Annotated in this window: 16 protein-coding genes; 6 read left to right on the forward strand and 10 right to left on the reverse strand. The window is 42.6% G+C overall.

Annotated elements, in window-relative coordinates; all coding sequences use genetic code 11:
- Positions 1 to 188 precede the first annotated feature (188 nt).
- The 6 genes from dapF (at position 189) to IR173_RS04640 (ending at position 7,316) form a co-directional block, all read left to right on the forward strand.
- Positions 189 to 1,031: a diaminopimelate epimerase gene (gene dapF / locus IR173_RS04615; RefSeq protein ID WP_237038520.1), complete on the forward strand. Its 843-nt coding sequence runs from the start codon at positions 189 to 191 to the stop codon at positions 1,029 to 1,031.
- 47 nt (positions 1,032 to 1,078) lie between these two features.
- On the forward strand, positions 1,079 to 2,308 hold the full coding sequence (locus IR173_RS04620) for an LL-diaminopimelate aminotransferase (protein WP_237038521.1): 1,230 nt from the start codon (positions 1,079 to 1,081) through the stop codon (positions 2,306 to 2,308).
- 62 nt (positions 2,309 to 2,370) lie between these two features.
- Positions 2,371 to 3,096, forward strand: a complete 726-nt coding sequence (locus tag IR173_RS04625) for a hypothetical protein (protein ID WP_237038522.1) — start codon at positions 2,371 to 2,373, stop codon at positions 3,094 to 3,096.
- Positions 3,097 to 3,195: 99 nt separating this feature from the next.
- Positions 3,196 to 3,552 carry a P-II family nitrogen regulator gene (locus tag IR173_RS04630; RefSeq protein ID WP_237038523.1) on the forward strand — a complete coding sequence of 119 codons (357 nt, stop codon included), beginning with the start codon at positions 3,196 to 3,198 and terminating at the stop codon, positions 3,550 to 3,552.
- A gap of 94 nt (positions 3,553 to 3,646) precedes the next feature.
- Positions 3,647 to 5,041: an ammonium transporter gene (locus IR173_RS04635; protein ID WP_237038524.1), complete on the forward strand. Its 1,395-nt coding sequence runs from the start codon at positions 3,647 to 3,649 to the stop codon at positions 5,039 to 5,041.
- 85 nt (positions 5,042 to 5,126) lie between these two features.
- Entirely contained in the window at positions 5,127 to 7,316 is a 2,190-nt protein-coding gene (locus IR173_RS04640) for a glutamine synthetase III family protein (RefSeq protein ID WP_237038525.1), read from the forward strand.
- Positions 7,317 to 7,425: 109 nt separating this feature from the next.
- Here the strand turns inward: IR173_RS04640 and bioD are convergent, their stop codons facing one another.
- The 10 genes from bioD to IR173_RS04690 form a co-directional block, all read right to left on the reverse strand.
- The gene (bioD, locus tag IR173_RS04645) at positions 7,426 to 8,070 is read right to left on the reverse strand and encodes a dethiobiotin synthase (protein WP_237038526.1); all 645 of its coding nucleotides are present in this window, start codon (positions 8,068 to 8,070) and stop codon (positions 7,426 to 7,428) included.
- Between the two features lie 21 nt (positions 8,071 to 8,091).
- Entirely contained in the window at positions 8,092 to 8,847 is a 756-nt protein-coding gene (gene bioC / locus IR173_RS04650) for a malonyl-ACP O-methyltransferase BioC (protein WP_237038527.1), read from the reverse strand.
- A gap of 32 nt (positions 8,848 to 8,879) precedes the next feature.
- Complete coding sequence (locus IR173_RS04655; protein WP_237038528.1) at positions 8,880 to 9,530, reverse strand: DUF452 family protein; 651 nt, start codon at positions 9,528 to 9,530, stop codon at positions 8,880 to 8,882.
- On the reverse strand, positions 9,527 to 10,687 hold the full coding sequence (locus IR173_RS04660; RefSeq protein ID WP_237038529.1) for an 8-amino-7-oxononanoate synthase: 1,161 nt from the start codon (positions 10,685 to 10,687) through the stop codon (positions 9,527 to 9,529). The genes IR173_RS04655 and IR173_RS04660 overlap by 4 nt, the downstream gene beginning before the upstream one ends.
- Positions 10,688 to 10,728: 41 nt before the next feature.
- Positions 10,729 to 11,994, reverse strand: a complete 1,266-nt coding sequence (bioA, locus tag IR173_RS04665; protein ID WP_317207924.1) for an adenosylmethionine--8-amino-7-oxononanoate transaminase — start codon at positions 11,992 to 11,994, stop codon at positions 10,729 to 10,731.
- A 47-nt stretch (positions 11,995 to 12,041) separates the two neighbouring features.
- Positions 12,042 to 12,998 (reverse strand): biotin synthase BioB, encoded by a 957-nt coding sequence (gene bioB / locus IR173_RS04670; RefSeq protein WP_237038531.1) that lies wholly within the window; start codon positions 12,996 to 12,998, stop codon positions 12,042 to 12,044.
- Positions 12,999 to 13,010: 12 nt separating this feature from the next.
- Positions 13,011 to 13,391 (reverse strand): hypothetical protein, encoded by a 381-nt coding sequence (locus IR173_RS04675; RefSeq protein WP_237038532.1) that lies wholly within the window; start codon positions 13,389 to 13,391, stop codon positions 13,011 to 13,013.
- Positions 13,392 to 13,514: 123 nt separating this feature from the next.
- The gene (locus tag IR173_RS04680; RefSeq protein WP_237038533.1) at positions 13,515 to 14,921 is read right to left on the reverse strand and encodes a glycoside hydrolase family 57 protein; all 1,407 of its coding nucleotides are present in this window, start codon (positions 14,919 to 14,921) and stop codon (positions 13,515 to 13,517) included.
- Between the two features lie 17 nt (positions 14,922 to 14,938).
- Complete coding sequence (locus IR173_RS04685) at positions 14,939 to 16,207, reverse strand: glycosyltransferase (RefSeq protein ID WP_005939194.1); 1,269 nt, start codon at positions 16,205 to 16,207, stop codon at positions 14,939 to 14,941.
- 14 nt (positions 16,208 to 16,221) lie between these two features.
- A complete protein-coding gene (locus IR173_RS04690) occupies positions 16,222 to 18,162 on the reverse strand; it encodes a glycogen debranching enzyme N-terminal domain-containing protein (protein ID WP_237038534.1) in 1,941 nt (646 codons plus the stop codon).
- Positions 18,163 to 18,254: the final 92 nt, after the last annotated feature.

The following is an 18,254-nucleotide window of genomic DNA, read 5'->3' on the forward strand; positions in this document are numbered from 1 at the left end:
TTTACTTATTTATCCCTACGATTAATTACAAATTAAAACGATAAACAGGGAATATTGTTTCAATCTGCTACATACAATTAAGAAAACAAGAAAATAGAAAGGCAAACAGTACATATAAAGACAAAAAGATATACCTTTGCCTAAAATTAAAAGCAAAAGAAAGAGATACCAACAAATCAAACTACAAAATGGCAAATACAATTAAATTCACTAAGATGCAAGGAGCCGGCAATGATTATATATATGTAAATACATTGCTTTATCCTATAAAAGACCCGATAAAGGCTTCCATCAAATGGAGTAATTATCATACAGGCATCGGTTCTGACGGATTGGTGTTGATTGACAAAGCAGATCAAGCGGATTTCAGTATGCGGATTTTCAATGCGGACGGTTCGGAAGCTATGATGTGTGGAAATGCTTCCAGATGCATTGGTAAATATGTATACGATAATAAGTTGACCAATAAGACCGAAATAACATTGAAAACTGCATCGGGAATTAAGGTGTTGAAACTGCACATTGACAAAGACCGGGTTGAAGAAGTTACCGTTGATATGGGAGTTCCCCTTCTTTCCAACCCCAAACAGATTATGACCCAAGATGGAAAGATGCTGGCAAAACCTGTCAATGCCGGCGGAAAAGAATACAAAGGAACTTTTGTTTGTATGGGAAATCCTCATTTGGTTATTTTCGTAGATGATATAAAAAATGTAAATTTGCCGTCGATTGGACCTTTATTAGAAAATGGCCCTTTATTCCCGGAGCGCACAAATGTAGAATTTGCAGAAATTCTGCCCGACCATTCGATTAGAATGAGAGTTTGGGAAAGAGGTTCGGGCATCACAATGGCCTGCGGCACTGGTGCGTGTGCTACCGCAGTAGCTGCTGTGTTGAACCATAAAGCCGGACGAAAATCTTTAGTCAGAATGGACGGAGGAGACCTCCGTATACATTGGGATGAAACGAATGGACATGTGTATATGACAGGCCCTGCAATAAAAGTATTCGATGGTGAAATAGAAGTTTAAGAGAAAATTGATAATGGAATATTTAAACAAACTATAAAACAACCAATATGGCACTTGTGAATGAACATTTTTTGAAGCTCCCCAACAATTACTTGTTTTCCGACATAGCAAAAAAAGTAAATGCATTTAAAGTTTCCCATCCGAAAACAGATATCATTCGCTTGGGAATTGGAGATGTGACCCGGCCATTGCCTAAAGCATCTATTGAAGCAATGCACAAAGCTGTCGATGAATTGGCACATCAAGAAACGTTTCACGGTTACGGCCCCGAGCAAGGGTACGACTTCCTAATTGAAGCTATCATAAAAAATGATTTTACCCCACGAGGCGTTCATCTGGAACCCGGCGAAGTATTTATCAGTGATGGTGCTAAAAGTGATACAGGCAATATAGGTGATATCCTCCGGCATGACAACAGCATAGGTGTAACAGACCCCATCTATCCTGTCTATATTGACTCCAACGTGATGTGCGGAAGAGCCGGCGCCTTAGAAGATGGCAAATGGAGCAATGTGGTTTATCTGCCTTGTCTAAGCGAAAACAATTTCATCCCTGAAATTCCTGACAGAAGAATAGATATTCTCTATTTGTGCTATCCGAACAACCCCACCGGCACAGTCATCAGTAAGGCCGAACTGAAGAAATGGGTGAATTATGCTTTGGAGAACGACACGCTGATTCTATATGACGCTGCCTATGAAGCCTATATCCAAAACCCTGATATTCCACATTCAATCTATGAAATAAAAGGGGCCAAGAAAGTGGCTATAGAGTTTCGCAGTTTCTCGAAAACAGCCGGATTTACAGGAGTGCGATGCGGATATACCGTTGTGCCTAAAGAACTGACTGCCGCAACGCTTACCGGTGAACGCATTCCCCTTAACAGAATGTGGAATCGTCGTCAATGCACGAAATTCAATGGGACTTCTTACATCACCCAACGTGGTGCTGAGGCAATCTTCACTCCTGAAGGCAAGGAACAAGTCAAAGCTACCATTAACTATTACATGGCCAATGCACGAATAATGAAAGAGGGGCTGGAAAGCACCGGACTGAAAGTGTTTGGTGGAGAAGACGCTCCCTACCTATGGGTAAAGACACCCAAAGGCATCAGTTCATGGAAGTTCTTTGAACAGATGCTATATGAAGCCAATGTGGTAGGCACTCCGGGAGTAGGGTTTGGCCCCGGCGGAGAAGGATACATTCGCCTCACCGCCTTTGGCAAACGGGAAGACTGCGAAGAAGCCATGAAGAGAATCAGAAAATGGATATTATAATAAATCAAACTACAATACAGGATACGGATACTTACTGTTATTAACTTTAAAAGCGAAGAGTAATGAAAGAAAACTTTAAAAAAGCAGTGCTACTATTGAGCATAACAATAGCACTCCCCACAATCAGCATTGCACAAGAGAAAATTGAAACAGACATCAGTGCCGACCTGGTCAGCGGATATATATGGCGCGGACAAGATTTGGGGAATATAAGTATCCAGCCGACTTTATCTCTATCCTATAAAGGATTCTCATTGAGTGCATGGGGGACTGTAGGGTTTGAAGGAAAAGACACAAAAGAACTTGACCTCACACTAGGATATACTACCGGTGGATTCAGCATTTCGGTCACAGACTATTGGTTTGACGGCGGACCGGGATATTTCCATTATGGTTCCAATCATACAAACCATACCTTTGAAGCACAAATGGGATATGATTTCGGTCCTTTAGCCATCAATTGGTATACAAACTTTGCCGGCTATGACGGTATAAACAAAAATGGTGACAGAGCTTACGCCTCTTATGTTTCCATCGCCGCTCCTTTCAAATTGGGAGGTCTGGACTGGACAGCCGAGATAGGCGCTACTCCGTGGGCTAATGATTTTTACAATGCATCCGAAGAACTGGATTGCAATGGTTCAAACGGCTTTGCCGTAAGTGACATCAGTCTTCAGGCTAGTAAAGACTTAAAGATAACCCAATCCTTTTCTGTTCCGGTTTTCGCTAAGCTGACGTGGAATCCCAGAACAGAAGGTACTTACTTCGTATTTGGATTAAGCTTTTAAATATCCATTCATAGCACGATATAAAGACATAGCAACAAAATAGGGATTAGTTTTTACAGGTAACAGATTTATTATATACATACAAAATACAAGTACAACATGAAGAAAATTGAAGCTATTATCCGTAAGACCAAATTTGAGGAGGTGAAAGATGCCCTACTCGAAGCCAACATCGAATGGTTTTCTTATTATGACGTAAGAGGCATTGGAAAATCTCGTCAGGGACGCATCTATCGTGGTGTGGTGTACGACACAAGCTGCATTGAAAGAATCCTTGTTTCCATTGTAGTTCGAGAGAAGAATGTAGAAAAAACAGTTCAATCCATTCTCAAAGCAGCACACACAGGTGAAATAGGCGACGGGAGAATCTTTGTCATCCCCATCGAAGATGCCATCCGTATCCGCACCGGCGAACGTGGAGACATCGCTCTCTACAATGCCGAGCAAGAGAAATAAGAATCATCCGCGTTAGTTCTACCGAAACTGACTGCACAGAAGGACGGAATATTTTCCGCCCAAGTACAAGAACACCCCAAACAAGAATACAATTATGGATACAATTAAGAGATTACACATGAAGGGATTATTGATATTACTATTCATACTTCCCACCCACCTTTGGGCACAAGAAGCTGCCGGCACAGACAGTACCGCTGCAGTGGAAACACTGAAAACAGTAGAAACAATCACCGAACTGGCAACCGGCCTGAATACTGTATGGATGCTTCTCGCTGCCATGCTGGTCTTTTTCATGCAACCTGGATTCGCCTTGGTCGAAGCAGGTTTTACCCGTACCAAGAACACCGCCAATATCCTAATGAAGAATTTAGTAGACTTTATGTTCGGCTCTATCCTATTTTGGTTTATCGGCTTCGGATTAATGTTCGGCATAGGAGGCTTTATAGGAGCTCCACATTTCTTCAATCTCGATGTGATGGATAAAATCATAAACAATGGGCTTCCCATCGAAGGCTTTCTTATCTTCCAAACTGTTTTCTGCGCAACAGCAGCCACCATCGTATCGGGTGCAATGGCCGAACGCACCAAGTTTTCCATGTATCTGGTTTATACCATCTTTATCAGCGTATTGATTTACCCTGTTTCGGGACACTGGACATGGGGCGGCGGATGGCTAATGAACAGCGAAGAAGGTTCTTTTATGATGAATATGTTTGGAACAACCTTCCATGACTTTGCAGGTTCCACGATAGTGCATTCCGTTGGTGGCTGGATAGCCCTTGTAGGAGCAGCAATCCTTGGCCCACGAATCGGCAAGTATGGAAAAGACAAAAAGTCCAAAGCCATCCCCGGTCACAACTTAACATTAGGTTGCTTAGGTGTATTCATCCTATGGTTCGGCTGGTTCGGATTTAACCCGGGCTCCCAACTGGCAGCCGCAACCGGCAGTGACCAAAGTGCCATTTCACACGTATTTCTTACCACAAACCTCTCAGCTTGCGCCGGTGGATTCTTTGCATTGGTAGTGAGTTGGATGAAATACGGAAAGCCTTCTTTGTCACTCACCCTAAATGGCGTATTGGCCGGATTGGTAGGTATCACAGCAGGATGTGACCTTGTTTCTCCATTAGGCTCTGTTATAATCGGAAGTGTTTGTGGCATCGTCATGATTTTTGCCGTAGACTTCATTGACCGGATATTGAAAATCGACGATCCGGTAGGTGCTTCCTCCGTTCATGGCGTTTGCGGCTCGTTAGGTACAATACTCGCAGGAGTCTTTGCAACGGAAGAAGGATTATTCTATGGTGGCGGATGCAATTTTCTGTTGGCACAGCTATTTGGTGCAGCAGTTGTGGGCTTCTGGGCTGCCGGAATGGGTTACATCATCTTCAAGGGACTTGACAAGATTCACGGTCTTCGTGTTCCAAAGAGAGTAGAAGAAGAAGGACTCGATGTTTACGAACATGGAGAATCAGCCTATAACTAAAATGATCGATAGAGCGAAAGCCATCGCTGATTTATTACAAAAGATTCACTCTAATATATTTCACAACTAAACAAATTTAGGTATTATGTCAAAATTAAGATTCCGAGTAGTAGAGACTGCTTTCAAAAAGAAAGCAATATCCGTAGAGATTCCAGCAGAAAGGCCCAGTGAATACTTTGCCAAATATGTATTCAATCGCGAAAAGATGTTTAAGTATCTGCCCAGTAGCGTTTATGCGAAACTGACGGATGCAATGGATAATGGTGCCCCACTCGACCGGAGTATTGCCAATGAAGTGGCCACAGGCATGAAGAAATGGGCAACAGAACTAGGTGTCACCCACTATACCCACTGGTTCCAACCACTGACCGAAGGAACCGCCGAGAAACATGACGCCTTTGTAGAACACGACGGTAAAGGTGGTATGATAGAAGAATTTTCGGGTAAATTGCTTGTTCAGCAAGAGCCCGACGCTTCCAGTTTCCCCAACGGAGGAATCCGTAACACTTTCGAAGCGCGCGGGTATAGTGCCTGGGACCCTTCATCTCCTGTATTCGTAGTGGACGATACCTTATGCATTCCCACAGTATTCATCGCCTACACCGGTGAGTCTCTTGATTATAAAGCTCCACTATTAAAAGCCCTAAGTGCCGTGAACAAAGCAGCCGTAGAGGTATGCCACTACTTTAATCCTGATGTAAAAAAAGTAGTTGCCTACCTGGGATGGGAACAAGAGTATTTCTTGGTGGATGAAGGACTTTATGCCGCACGCCCTGACCTGCTATTGACCGGACGTACTCTGATGGGACACGAAGCCAGCAAAAATCAACAACTGGAAGATCATTACTTCGGAGCCATTCCTACTCGTGTAGCCGCTTTTATGAAAGACCTCGAAATCCAGGCGCTGGAACTAGGTATTCCTGTGAAAACACGTCACAATGAAGTGGCTCCCAACCAGTTTGAACTGGCTCCCATCTTTGAAGAATGTAATCTTGCCGTAGATCACAATATGCTCATCATGTCATTGATGCGCAAAGTCGCCCGCAACCACGGTTTCCGCCTTCTTTTGCATGAAAAACCTTTCAAGGGAGTGAACGGTTCCGGCAAACACAATAACTGGTCACTCGGAACCGACACCGGAGTTCTGCTGATGGCTCCCGGCAAAACAGCCGAAGACAACTTGCGGTTTATCACCTTTGTAGTAAACACACTGATGGCTGTTTATCATCACAACGGTTTGCTGAAAGCTTCCATTATGAGTGCAACTAACGCACATCGTTTGGGAGCCAACGAAGCACCTCCCGCCATCATTTCTTCTTTCCTCGGCAAACAACTCACACAAGTACTCAACCATTTGGAAGAAAGCACGAGTGATGATCTTTTCTCATTAAGCGGCAAACAAGGCATGAAACTGGATATTCCACAAATCCCCGAATTGCTGATTGACAATACTGACCGAAATCGGACATCGCCTTTCGCTTTCACAGGTAACCGTTTTGAGTTTCGCGCCGTTGGTTCAGAAGCTAATTGTGCCAGTGCCATGATTGCCCTTAACACAGCCGTAGCCGACCAATTGGCGAAATTTAAAAAAGATGTAGACAGACTGATTGAGAAGGGTGAGCCGAAAATCTCTGCCATTATCGAAATTATTCGCCAATACATCAAGGAATGTAAACCAATTCGTTTTGATGGGAACGGTTATTCGGATGAATGGAAGATAGAAGCTGCACGTCGTGGTCTGGATTGTGAAACCAGCTGCCCGATTATCTTCGATAACTATCTGAAGCCCGAAAGCATTGCCATGTTCGAAGCAACCGGTGTGATGACCCGAAAGGAACTCGAAGCCCGCAATGAAGTAAAATGGGAAATGTATACAAAAAAAATCCAGATTGAAGCCCGCGTGCTTGGTGACCTTGCCATGAATCATATCATTCCTGTAGCAACCGAATACCAGAGCAAATTGATTGATAATGTATATAAAATGAAAGAGCTTTTCTCAATGGAGAAAGCCGAAAAGTTATCTTCTGAGAACATAAAACTTATAGAGGAAATAGCAGAACATACAATCTTCATCACAGAACACGTAAACGCAATGATAGAAGCTCGTAAAATAGCTAACAAACTGGAAAACGAACGCGAAAAAGCAATAGCATACCATAACAACATCTCCCCTATGTTGGAGGATATACGTTATCACATTGACAAGCTGGAACTTATAGTGGATAATCAAATGTGGACATTACCTAAATATAGAGAATTACTTTTTATCAGATAAGCACCCTATTATCTATTTCTTTTGTTGGTTGTTTTAAGTTTGCGAAGAGGAGCGTCGTGAGACGGCCCTCTTTCTCATTGATTATAGAAAGAGAGACCGTTTATCTTGTTTACAGACAAGGCACTTTCACAAATTCCGCTTCAGGAAAATGCTTTTCCATATAATGTCGTATATAGTTCTCCGTGTCCGACTGTATTATTTTATCCTCTCCTTCCGGATAGAGATTATACATTACCGTATGGAGCTTGATGCCTCTGCGCTCTATGGCTTCAAAGCTGAGCAGTGTATGGTTTACACTCCCCAAACGGCCCGAAGTGACAAAAACCAACGGATAACCGGACTGTTGAATATAATCGATTGTCAAATAGTCTGGTGTAAGCGGAACCATGAGTCCTCCTGCCCCTTCCACCAACACGGCATCAAAACGTTCACTCAGTATGCTTGTGGCATGATTAATCTTATTGAAGTCCACAGCACGCTTGTCTATGCGTGATGCCAAATCGGGAGATGCCGGATAAGAGAATATCTCAGGCTTTGTCCACCCCTGCTCATCTTCCGGCAAATATCCCATCCCCATCAGACGGCGGTGAAGCTCGATGTCTTCAGAATAACCGGCCGGATTACCTGTTTGTATAAATTTCTGGGTAATCACATTTATTCCTTTCTCCTTCCACACACGTGCGAGATAAGCAGTGGCATAACTTTTTCCAATATTGGTATCTATGCCGCTGACAAAATATACATTTTCTTTCATCGTTTTATCTGTTTTTCTATATTATGGTTTCTTTTGGGCTATGATATAAATAGGATGATAAGTCAATGTGACAGCATTGCCACAACTAAACAACCGTGTGTATTTATCGCAAAACTCCTGCAAATCACCTTTTGTCCATGCCTGCTGTCTGACAGCAGTCACTCCCGTATGTTTCAGATGATAAAGTACACTAAGTGGAGTATCGAATGTCAGACGAATATGCTCCTCACCGGCACTGACTATATTATAATGTATAGACAAAGAGTTTTTCAGTTCCTCCAAAGAATAATAATGCAATCCGCTTCCGGTCAAGGCAGTTATCTCTCTCAAATTCTCTTTTCCGAAAGTACTGAAAGCGAAATATCCGCGGCTTGACAACAAGGCATTGCAACGTTCGAAAAATTGTTCAGGAGAGACAAACCACTGGATAGCAGAACAAGAAACAATCAGGTCTTGTCCCGAAGGAAAAGAGAGTCGCTCTGCATCACCGGGAATAAAAGTTACTTGCCTGCCGGACAGTAAGTCGGCAAAACAAGTGCTCATCTCGTGACATATATCATTCAATATCATTTTTTCAGGGTGAAAAGTGTGAAGTAACGGACGAGTCAGAAACCCGGTTCCACTACCTATCTCAAGCACATGCCGGGGACGTGCAGGCAAATAGTGTGCCAACATATCGTTCATGCGATATGCTATCTGTTTCTGTGCCGTGGCTTCACGATTATAGCTTTCTACGGCACGTGAAAATCGGCGTGTTATTAATTGTTTGTTTATCATATCCATTTATTGTTATGCTTATCGGAATTGCATTATCCACACACTATGTTTCGTAAAAACACATCAGAATAATGAGCGATGTCTTCTTCCTCTATCTGTACTCCGAGTTCACTCCATGCATTCTTTTGGTTAACCGGAATAAAAATCAAATCCCCCTTTCCTACCACAGCTTTACTCCAAAAAAATCGGGCAGGTGCAAGACTCTCTGCCTGTCTTGCTATAAGAAAGAGTTCTTCTTTCACATCTTCAATGAAACGATGGGGACTTTTTGAAAGGAAATCACCCAAGAGCGAAGCAGAACCACACATACGACGAAAAAACTTCTTCAACGTAATGTCGTTCAATCCTTTCAATGTTCCTTCATAAATAGCGGCAGGGATACCTCGCATGTCATCGACAGGGGTTACAGTTCCGTTCACAGCCACACTTTCTGAAATGGGAAGATGAAAATGACTCAATACTTGAGAAGCAGCCCACACTCCCATTGACCAGCCTACTACACGGATATCTTCATATCCCTTCAGCAAAGAGAAATCAAAGTCAAGTGAACGATAGTCATAACATACAAGTAAGTCCCTGCCTGTCGGATGATAATCCTCAAAAGGATGTTCATCCATTCCCCAACCGGCAAAAAAGACGGTAAGCGAGGAAGAATAATGTCGCTCTATAAAGTACTGTTTCATTGTTTTTTTATATCTGTTATCAACTTCTTTACCTCGTCCTCGGTAAGTGCTGCTGTCAGTGAAAAACGAATGCGCGAAGTGCCTTCGGGCACTGTAGGCGGACGAACCGGAAGGGCATAAAATCCTTTACGCTGCAACTCTTCAGCCTTTAAAATGGTTGCAGCACTCTCCCCTATGGTCAGCGGAATAATATGACTGGTGGAGGGACATTCATATCCGGCATCAAGCAATCCTTCTTTTAGCAGATAAGAAATATGTTGCAGATGTTGTCGCTTGTCATGGAATTCCGCCAAGCGTTCAAGAATGAAACACGTCCACATCAAATTGACCGGTGGAAGAGCTGTCGTAAAAATAAGTGTACGCATCTTGTTAACCAAATAATCATGTATCGTTTTTGAACATACAATATATCCGCCAACCGAAGCCAATGCCTTACCAAAAGTTCCACACAGAAAGTCAATCTCTCCGATACATCCCTGTTCTTCAGCACACCCCAATCCACGCTCACCTCTTACTCCGATGCCATGTGCTTCGTCTACATAAAGCAAAACATTATTATATTGACGTTTCAGCATCACCAGACGGTTAAAATCAGCCTCATCACCATCCATACTGAAAATACTCTCGGTTACCACAATAATCTTCTCATACCCGGCATGATGAACAGATAACAATTGTTCCAGTTGATCATAATTATTATGTCGGTAACGAATACATTTTGCTTCAGACAGACGAATGCCGTCAATAATGCTGGCATGCACCAGTTTGTCGGCAAGAATCAGTGTACGGGCATTACTCACAGCAGGCAAAATCCCTATATTCATGTGGTAACCACTATTAAAAACCAATGCACTCTCTTTCCCGAAAAGCCCGGCCAAGACCTCCTCCAAACGAGTGTATATATCAAAATTACCGGTCAGCAAGCGAGATGATGAAGCCGAAGGCAGAAAATTTTCAGGAGTAAGCGTTTGCAGAAATTCAGCACGTAAGGCAACATCTGTTGTCAGTCCCAAATAATCATTAGAAGATAGATTCAACATTATGTTACCATCTACTATCACCTCCCTGCCACAATGGTGAGTAGCAGGCAGTCTGCGCAAATTGTTCTTACTCTCCAGCAAAACAAGCTCCTGTTCCAAAACTTCAAATGAACTCATATATTCTATACTTATATCATTTCTTCACTTTCATAGAGACGTTACAGTTCTCCCACTATCTTCACCAATGCATGAGTCAATCTGCTCAGTTCTTCGGGTTGAATGATAAAAGGCGGCATGATGTACACCAATTTTCCAAAAGGACGTACCCATACTCCTTCTTCCACAAAACGCTTCTGCATGTAAGCCATGTCTACAGGCTCTTTTACCTCTATCACCCCGATAGCTCCCAATACACGCACATCCGCCACTTGCTGCAAATTCTTGGCCGGCGACAGTTCTCGTTTCAATTGCTCTTCTATTGCCTTTACTTTTTGCTCCCATCCACAGGATAGCAACAGCTCTACCGAAGCCCGTGCAATAGCACATGCCAAAGGATTTCCCATAAACGTGGGACCATGCATAAATGCCCCCGGATAACCGTTTGATATAGTACCTGCTACTTCATCACTGGTAAGCACAGCCGAAAAAGTCATATATCCTCCGGTGAGAGCTTTTCCTATGCACATGATATCAGGCTGCACGTTTGCGTGTTCCCATGCAAAGAGTTTTCCGGTTCTTCCGAAGCCGGTCGCTATTTCATCAAATATCAATAATAAATGATATTCCTTACACAATTTCTCTGCCTGTCGCAAATATTCAGGATGGTAGAAACGCATCCCTCCGGCTCCCTGCACCACAGGTTCCAAAATCAATGCAGCCAGTTCTTCGTGATGTTCTTCCAAAACCTTTCTGAGAGGCAGTATATCTTCTTCTCTCCATTCTCCACCAAAACAAGAACAGGGAGACGGCACAAAATAGCGAATAGGCAATGCTGATCCGAAAATGCTATGCATACCCGTCACCGGGTCGCACACCGACATGGCATTCCATGTATCCCCATGATAACCTGAACGTATCGTAACAAAGTTATTTTTATTCTTTCTGCCTTGTGCATACCAATACTGAACAGCCATTTTCAACGCCACTTCCACGGCCACCGAACCGGAATCGGCATAAAAAATCTTCTGCATACGCGGCGGCACAATCTTTAATAATAATTTACCTAGCTCAATAGCCGGTTCGTGTGTCAGCCCACCAAACATCACATGACTCATCCGGTCTATCTGTTCACGAGCTGCACGATTCAACACCGGATGATTATATCCGTGTATCATGCACCACCATGAGGACATTCCTTCTATCAGTCTTCTGCCGTCCTCCAACTCAATATACACTCCTTCTGCCCGTTTCACCAGATAAGTGGGAAGCGGATTGGCGGTTGATGTATAAGGGTGCCATAAATGCTCTTTATCAAAATTATCCATATTGTTCATTTAATCTCTTTTTTCTTCGGTCTCCCGATGTCAGGAGCTCAATGGGTATAACCCGAGTCTTCCAATGCCTCTTCACTATCCGAAACGTCTAAGCCCTGTGTGGTCAGTAAGCTTCCGACAATCGATGCATTAATTCCTATGTGCAACGCTTTATTTACGACTTCCTTAGACAGATAGGAACATCCTCCTGCAAAACGGAGATATGCCGTAGGATTAATAAAGCGAAACAAGGCAATCGTGGTCAGAATTTCATCTTCTGTCAAACGAGCCATGTGCTCTAAAGGAGTACCCGGAATAGGTTGAAGCAAATTAATGGGGATAGACTGAATATCCAGTTGCTGCAAAGCAAAAGCGAGTTCAATACGTTGCTGAACGGTTTCACCCATTCCGATAATACCACCACTACACACCTCCATTCCTACCCGGCGCGCTGCAAGCAAGGTATCTATCTTTTCTTGCTGGGTATGGGTGGAACAAAGAGAAGGAAAAAATGAGGCTCCGGTCTCCAGATTACAATGATAACGAGTAACTCCCGATTCATACAACCGGCGGAGTTCTTCCTCATTAAGCAATCCCAATGAGGCACACAACTTAATCCTAGAATACGAACCTATATATTTAAACGTCTCGCATAATTGTTGCATATCTTTCTTACCGGGTTTCCGCCCACTGGTCACCAATGATAAACGATCTATGCCATAAAGTTCGTTGCATAGCGCTTCTCTCATACAACTCTTTTTGTCCACTAAGTCATAGACATCTGCTTCGGTTTGATAGTGTGCCGACTGCGCGCACCATTTACAGTCCTCCGAGCAACGGCCTGATTTGGCATTAATGATAGAGCACATATTAAAAATATCCGAAGCCATTTCGTGCGTTATCACATGGGCAGCCTCATAAAGTTGCTCTTTATCAGCTTCTATAGCCAACCATTCAGCCTCTTCAACGGTAATTTTCCCACCATTTAATACTTTGTTTTTAAGTTCGTTCAGCATTGTTTTTAACTGTTAATGACATAAAAAGGCCGGAGAGAGAATGCATTGCACGCTCTTCCGGCCATATAAATAATATAAATAAGAAAACAATAACTTACCACCAGTCACACAACGTGACCGATTTAAAGATATTATCTCCAAAATAATCAATGAAAGTATCTTATCCGCCACATCCCTATCAGGCGATTCCCCTTCTTTTTCATCAGTTCTATCCTGACGACCTACTGTGGATAAGACACACACGTTAGATTGCTTTTTTAAAGCAATTTCAACGATTCCTTTTTTCAAATTGCCGATTACCACACTCTTTCCCAAACTGCAGAATATAGCATACCCTTTTCTACTCCATCGGCGGAAACGTATGATTTGCAATTTGGATATTTGTCTTCTCATGTGGTATTACTTTAATAATAGTGCGGCAAAGGTATGCAAAAGGAAAACACGAGCCAAATAAAAAGCCCGTTTACTTTCAAAAAGCAAACGGGCTATTGTCATAATAATAAATAAGTCAATATCTTATCCTTCTTTCTTCGGTGTAGCTTTCTTAGCCGGTGCCTTTTTAGTAACCGTTTTCTTGGCAGCTGTTTTCTTAGCTGGTTCTTTTTCCGCTTCTGCAGCTATTTTTGCTTCAGCTTTTACCAATTTAGCTTGTAATCTTTCAACTTCCTTGTTCAATGCTACCAGTTCCTCGCCTTGGTTCTTGATAGTGGTAAGCAATGAGTTCAGCTCTTCATTATCCATATCAACCGGATATAACGAGTTTACACGGCTGATAAAGTCACCCAATATATTCATATAGTTGGTGAAAGCATCGTACGGAGAATCATAAATACCACGGTTGATATTAATGCCCGTATTCTTGCTAGTCATGAAACGGAAGTTGTTACTTGCCTGCAAATAATCCCAGTCCTGCTTAATGCGACGGTCATTGCACAAGTGCACACGTTCTGCCACACTATATAATTTATTGAATGCTTCACGTTGCATCACATTACCCAACCATGGGCTGATATCGCGTTCTTCATCTGTCCATGACATTGGATAAGGAACGTCTATCTGGTCTACAGATTTCAGTTTGGTAACGATTTCTGTTGGAGTAGAGAAAGTAATGCCTCTATCTTTCGCACATATCGGCAATGCTTTCAGGAATTCCAAGATATTGGATGACAATGACTGTGCCATACCCAAAGCGGAAAGTTCCATAAATATATTGATAACTTGTTCTTCTTCGGGCAATGCTGCAATCCAGTCTACATATTTATCTGCAAACAAAGGATATTCGCTCCAATCAGAGTTAGAGAACCGTAAACTGATATCATCGGACAGTTTGAAATCACGAAGCAACAGCTTCAAGTTCGGATTCATGGCACAATGATACAGATAATGAGAACTCTTCCAACCCAAAATATGCTTTGCACCTTCAGTCAACATACCCTTGAAGCCCATATCGGCTACAATTGAACCAATCTCGTTTGAGTAAATCAAACTAGAGTTACGGAACACTTTCGGCGTTTGGTTGAAAATTTGCTTAACCTTCACACGCATACGTTCCACTTCTTCGCGGAAGCAATCTTCATTAGCCAATGAAGAAAGACCATGTGAATAAGGTTCACAAAGGAATTCACAGCAACCTGTATCATTCAACTGATGCAACAGTTCAATAACTATCGGAGCATGGATTTCCAATTGTTCCAATGCTACTCCCGAAATGGAAATAGCCACCTTGAATGCGCCCCCGTTGGCTCTTGCCATTTCAATCAACGTATTCAGCGCAGGAACATACGAACGTTCAACCACTTCGTTAATGGCTTGCTCGTTGGCATAGTCATCATAATAATAGTGGTCGGTGCCTATCTCGAAGAAACGATAGCGTTTCAAATGGATAATTTGATGTATCTCAAAGTAAAGACAGATTGTTTTCATATCTAGTGTGATTTTTATTATTTACCATAGTTTTTTAATACTTCCTCATAAAGAGCACGGATACGCAATCCGACTTTTTCCCATGTAATACCATCCACTTCCTTTTTACCCTCTTCTTGCAGGTAATTAAAGAGAGATGGATAAGTACAGAGTGCATAGATGGCATCTGCCATTGCATGTATATCCCAATAGTCTGTTTTTATCACATTGGTGAGGATTTCTCCACAACCGGACTGCTTGGATATAATAGAAGGAGTACCACACTGCATAGCTTCAAGAGGAGCAATACCAAACGGTTCGGAAACCGAAGGCATCACAAACACGTCACTTTGTTTATAGGTTTCATAAACCTGACGTCCACGCTGGAATCCCGGGAAATGGAAACGGTCTGCTATACCACGTTCCGCCACCATATTTATCATAGCATTGAGCATATCGCCCGATCCGGCCATCACAAAACGAATATTACGAGTACGTTTAAGCACTAATGCTGCCGCTTCTACAAAATACTCGGGTCCCTTCTGCATAGTAATACGCCCGAGGAAAGTAACAACTTTTTCTTTTGAATGGTCAGGTCGTGGAATATCCTGATATTCTTGTGACAATGGATAAACCGCATTGTGCATCGCAAAGCACTTACGCGGATCTTGATGATACTGATGGATAACAGTCTGACGAGTCAACTCAGACACACACATGATACAATCCGCATGATCCATACCATTCTTCTCCATAGCATAAACCGTAGGATTTACTTTACCGCGAGAACGGTCGAAGTCAGTGGCATGCACATGAATACACAAAGGTTTTCCACTGACCATCTTGGCATGTACACCGGCTGGATAAGTCAGCCAGTCATGGGCATGGATAATATCAAATTCTTGTTGGCGTGCCACTACACCGGCAATAACGGAGAAGTTATTGATTTCTTCGTGCAGATTCGACGGATAACCACCTCCAAATTCCATACAACCTAAATCATTGACGTGCATATAAGAAAAATCGGCGTAAATATGGTCACGGAAAGCGTAATATTGTTCCGGCGTCATATAAGACGGCAAACGCTCTTTGAGATAGTCATAATTCACATCGCGCCACACAATGGGCACTTGGTTCATTCCTATGATGTTTAAGAACTGTTCCTCTTCACCACAAGGTTTCGGCATACAGAAAGTAGTTTCCACATCACCCTGCAAGCTTAGTCCTTTTGTTATACCATAAGAAGCTACGGCAAGACCACCATATATTTTGGGAGGAAATTCCCATCCAAACATTAATACTTTCATACAGGCTCCTCCTTTTAATAATTGTATTTACTTAATAAATATAACACTCGTAAGATTTCTGCCACATTCATAGCGAACGACACGGCACCACGTCCCTTGAAGGGTGGGTTACCGTCAAACAATTCGGGAATGGAACCAATGCAATGAGAAACCATTTCATCTTCATAACCTATCAATTGACGTTCTATGAATCCCAAAGCACTCATCTTATAAATACGGAGATAAGCCTCAAAATAGAAACCTGCCAACCACGGCCATGCAGTTCCCTGATGATAAGCATAATCACGCTGCATCTGCGGACCTACATAGTTGGGATTATAACCGCCACTCTTCGGGCTGAGTGAACGGAGACCTTTCGGTGTCAATAGCTCTTTGGTCACCACATCCAGCACTCCCTTCTTTTGACGGGCGTCCAATGGAGAGTAATCGAAGGCTACGGTAAATATCATATTAGGACGTACACTCCAATCCATCATATTACCATCCACATAGTCAAGCAGATAGCCATATTCATTCAAGAAAGTATCTATAAATGACTTACCGGTCTGCCCTGCCAAAGTCTGTAACGCTTCAGCCAAATTATTGTTTCCCGCTTCACCCACTAATTCACCTACAAAACAAAGGGCATTATACCACAATGCATTTATCTCCACGATATATCCTGTACGTGGAATTACCGGATGTCCGTTGGCTGTGGAATTCATCCAAGTAATAGCTTTTTCTGTTCCATTGGCATAAAGCAAGCCGTTGGAATGGAGGAAAAGATTGGGATGATTTTCCCGACGCAGGTATTCCATTATTTCTTCCAACAGTTTGCCATACTTTTCACGACATTTGTCGCGTGAAACCATTTTAGCATATTGCTGGATACACCACACTGCCCAAAGCAATACGTCAGGGTGTTCCATCTCATATATCTTCAGGTCGCTCGGCTCATCATTTATAAAATCGTGGATAGCTTTACGAGCAGTTTCCATCACGTTCTCAAATTTAGCCACTTCATCAATAGCCAATGTCAGACCCGGAAGAGCAATAAACATATCGCGGGCACGACATTTAAACCATGGATAACCGGCAAGAATATAGGATTCACCGTTTTGCTTATTGAGGAATTGATGAGCTGCATTTATCAAGCAGTGCTGGAAATTATCACGTGGAGTACGTTCTTCCATTTCTTCTTCAAAAGTCTTCTTCAGAGTTCGTGTGCTCGCCTCCGAAATTCCTCCCGAAAATACCACACTTTCGCCTTTCTTGATATCGACTTCAAAATAGCCCGGAACGTAAAGGTCTTCGTTAAAGTCATATCCTCTTTCCTGTTCTTTCGGATACTCTATGCCGCGATACCAATCGGGTTGGAAATGAAACTCATTCTTTTTATTAAGTTGCATGAAGAGTTCGGGATATCCCGGATACATACACGTCTTTATGCCATTATCCACTTCCTGATAATCACGGCTCGCCTGTGCATTTTCATGCGTATACTGGCGAACACTGCGGAAAGCCAGGAAAGGACGAAGACGAAGAGTTGTAGCAGAATGAGCTTCGACTAATGTATAGCGAATCAGAATTCTATTTTCGTGATGTACAAACAGTTTTTCTTTCTTCAGTACCACACCACCCACACGATACCAGGTCGTAGGTACTTTCTCACACTCAAATTCGCGAATATACTTGTGTCCGCGAGGGCTGTAATTATTGCCCTGATACTTATGAAGCCCCAGATTAAATTCAGCGCCGTGCTGTACTACCGTTTCATCCAAAGACGATAACAATACATGGTTCTCATCATCAATTTCCGGTACCGGAATGACAAGCAGTCCATGATATTTTCTCGTATTGCAATCAACAATGGTTGTACAATGGTAGGCTCCCGAACGGTTTGTGCGAAGAATTTCTTTCGGAAGTGCTTCCTCCAGGTTCGTCATAAGAGTCTTGTCAAATCGTAAGTAACTCATAGTTGTTATATTAAGGTTATAAATTATTCTGTTTTTTGTCTGCAATATATATTTCTATTTCTATGCAATGCTCAAAATTAGTGATTTTATGG

Origin of the sequence: Phocaeicola faecalis, assembly GCF_021730445.1 — a bacterium.
GTDB lineage: Bacteria > Bacteroidota > Bacteroidia > Bacteroidales > Bacteroidaceae > Phocaeicola > Phocaeicola faecalis.

Bases quoted from the DNA above. Each gene is read 5' to 3' on its own strand.
- dapF (WP_237038520.1), top strand. From the start codon at position 189: ATGGCAAATACAATTAAATTCACTAAGATGCAAGGAGCCGGCAATGAT.
- IR173_RS04620 (WP_237038521.1), top strand. From the start codon at position 1,079: ATGGCACTTGTGAATGAACATTTTTTGAAGCTCCCCAACAATTACTTG.
- IR173_RS04625 (WP_237038522.1), top strand. From the start codon at position 2,371: ATGAAAGAAAACTTTAAAAAAGCAGTGCTACTATTGAGCATAACAATA.
- IR173_RS04630 (WP_237038523.1), top strand. From the start codon at position 3,196: ATGAAGAAAATTGAAGCTATTATCCGTAAGACCAAATTTGAGGAGGTG.
- IR173_RS04635 (WP_237038524.1), top strand. From the start codon at position 3,647: ATGGATACAATTAAGAGATTACACATGAAGGGATTATTGATATTACTA.
- IR173_RS04640 (WP_237038525.1), top strand. From the start codon at position 5,127: ATGTCAAAATTAAGATTCCGAGTAGTAGAGACTGCTTTCAAAAAGAAA.
- bioD (WP_237038526.1), bottom strand. From the start codon at position 8,070: ATGAAAGAAAATGTATATTTTGTCAGCGGCATAGATACCAATATTGGA.
- bioC (WP_237038527.1), bottom strand. From the start codon at position 8,847: ATGATAAACAAACAATTAATAACACGCCGATTTTCACGTGCCGTAGAA.
- IR173_RS04655 (WP_237038528.1), bottom strand. From the start codon at position 9,530: ATGAAACAGTACTTTATAGAGCGACATTATTCTTCCTCGCTTACCGTC.
- IR173_RS04660 (WP_237038529.1), bottom strand. From the start codon at position 10,687: ATGAGTTCATTTGAAGTTTTGGAACAGGAGCTTGTTTTGCTGGAGAGT.
- bioA (WP_317207924.1), bottom strand. From the start codon at position 11,994: ATGGATAATTTTGATAAAGAGCATTTATGGCACCCTTATACATCAACC.
- bioB (WP_237038531.1), bottom strand. From the start codon at position 12,998: ATGCTGAACGAACTTAAAAACAAAGTATTAAATGGTGGGAAAATTACC.
- IR173_RS04675 (WP_237038532.1), bottom strand. From the start codon at position 13,391: ATGAGAAGACAAATATCCAAATTGCAAATCATACGTTTCCGCCGATGG.
- IR173_RS04680 (WP_237038533.1), bottom strand. From the start codon at position 14,921: ATGAAAACAATCTGTCTTTACTTTGAGATACATCAAATTATCCATTTG.
- IR173_RS04685 (WP_005939194.1), bottom strand. From the start codon at position 16,207: ATGAAAGTATTAATGTTTGGATGGGAATTTCCTCCCAAAATATATGGT.
- IR173_RS04690 (WP_237038534.1), bottom strand. From the start codon at position 18,162: ATGAGTTACTTACGATTTGACAAGACTCTTATGACGAACCTGGAGGAA.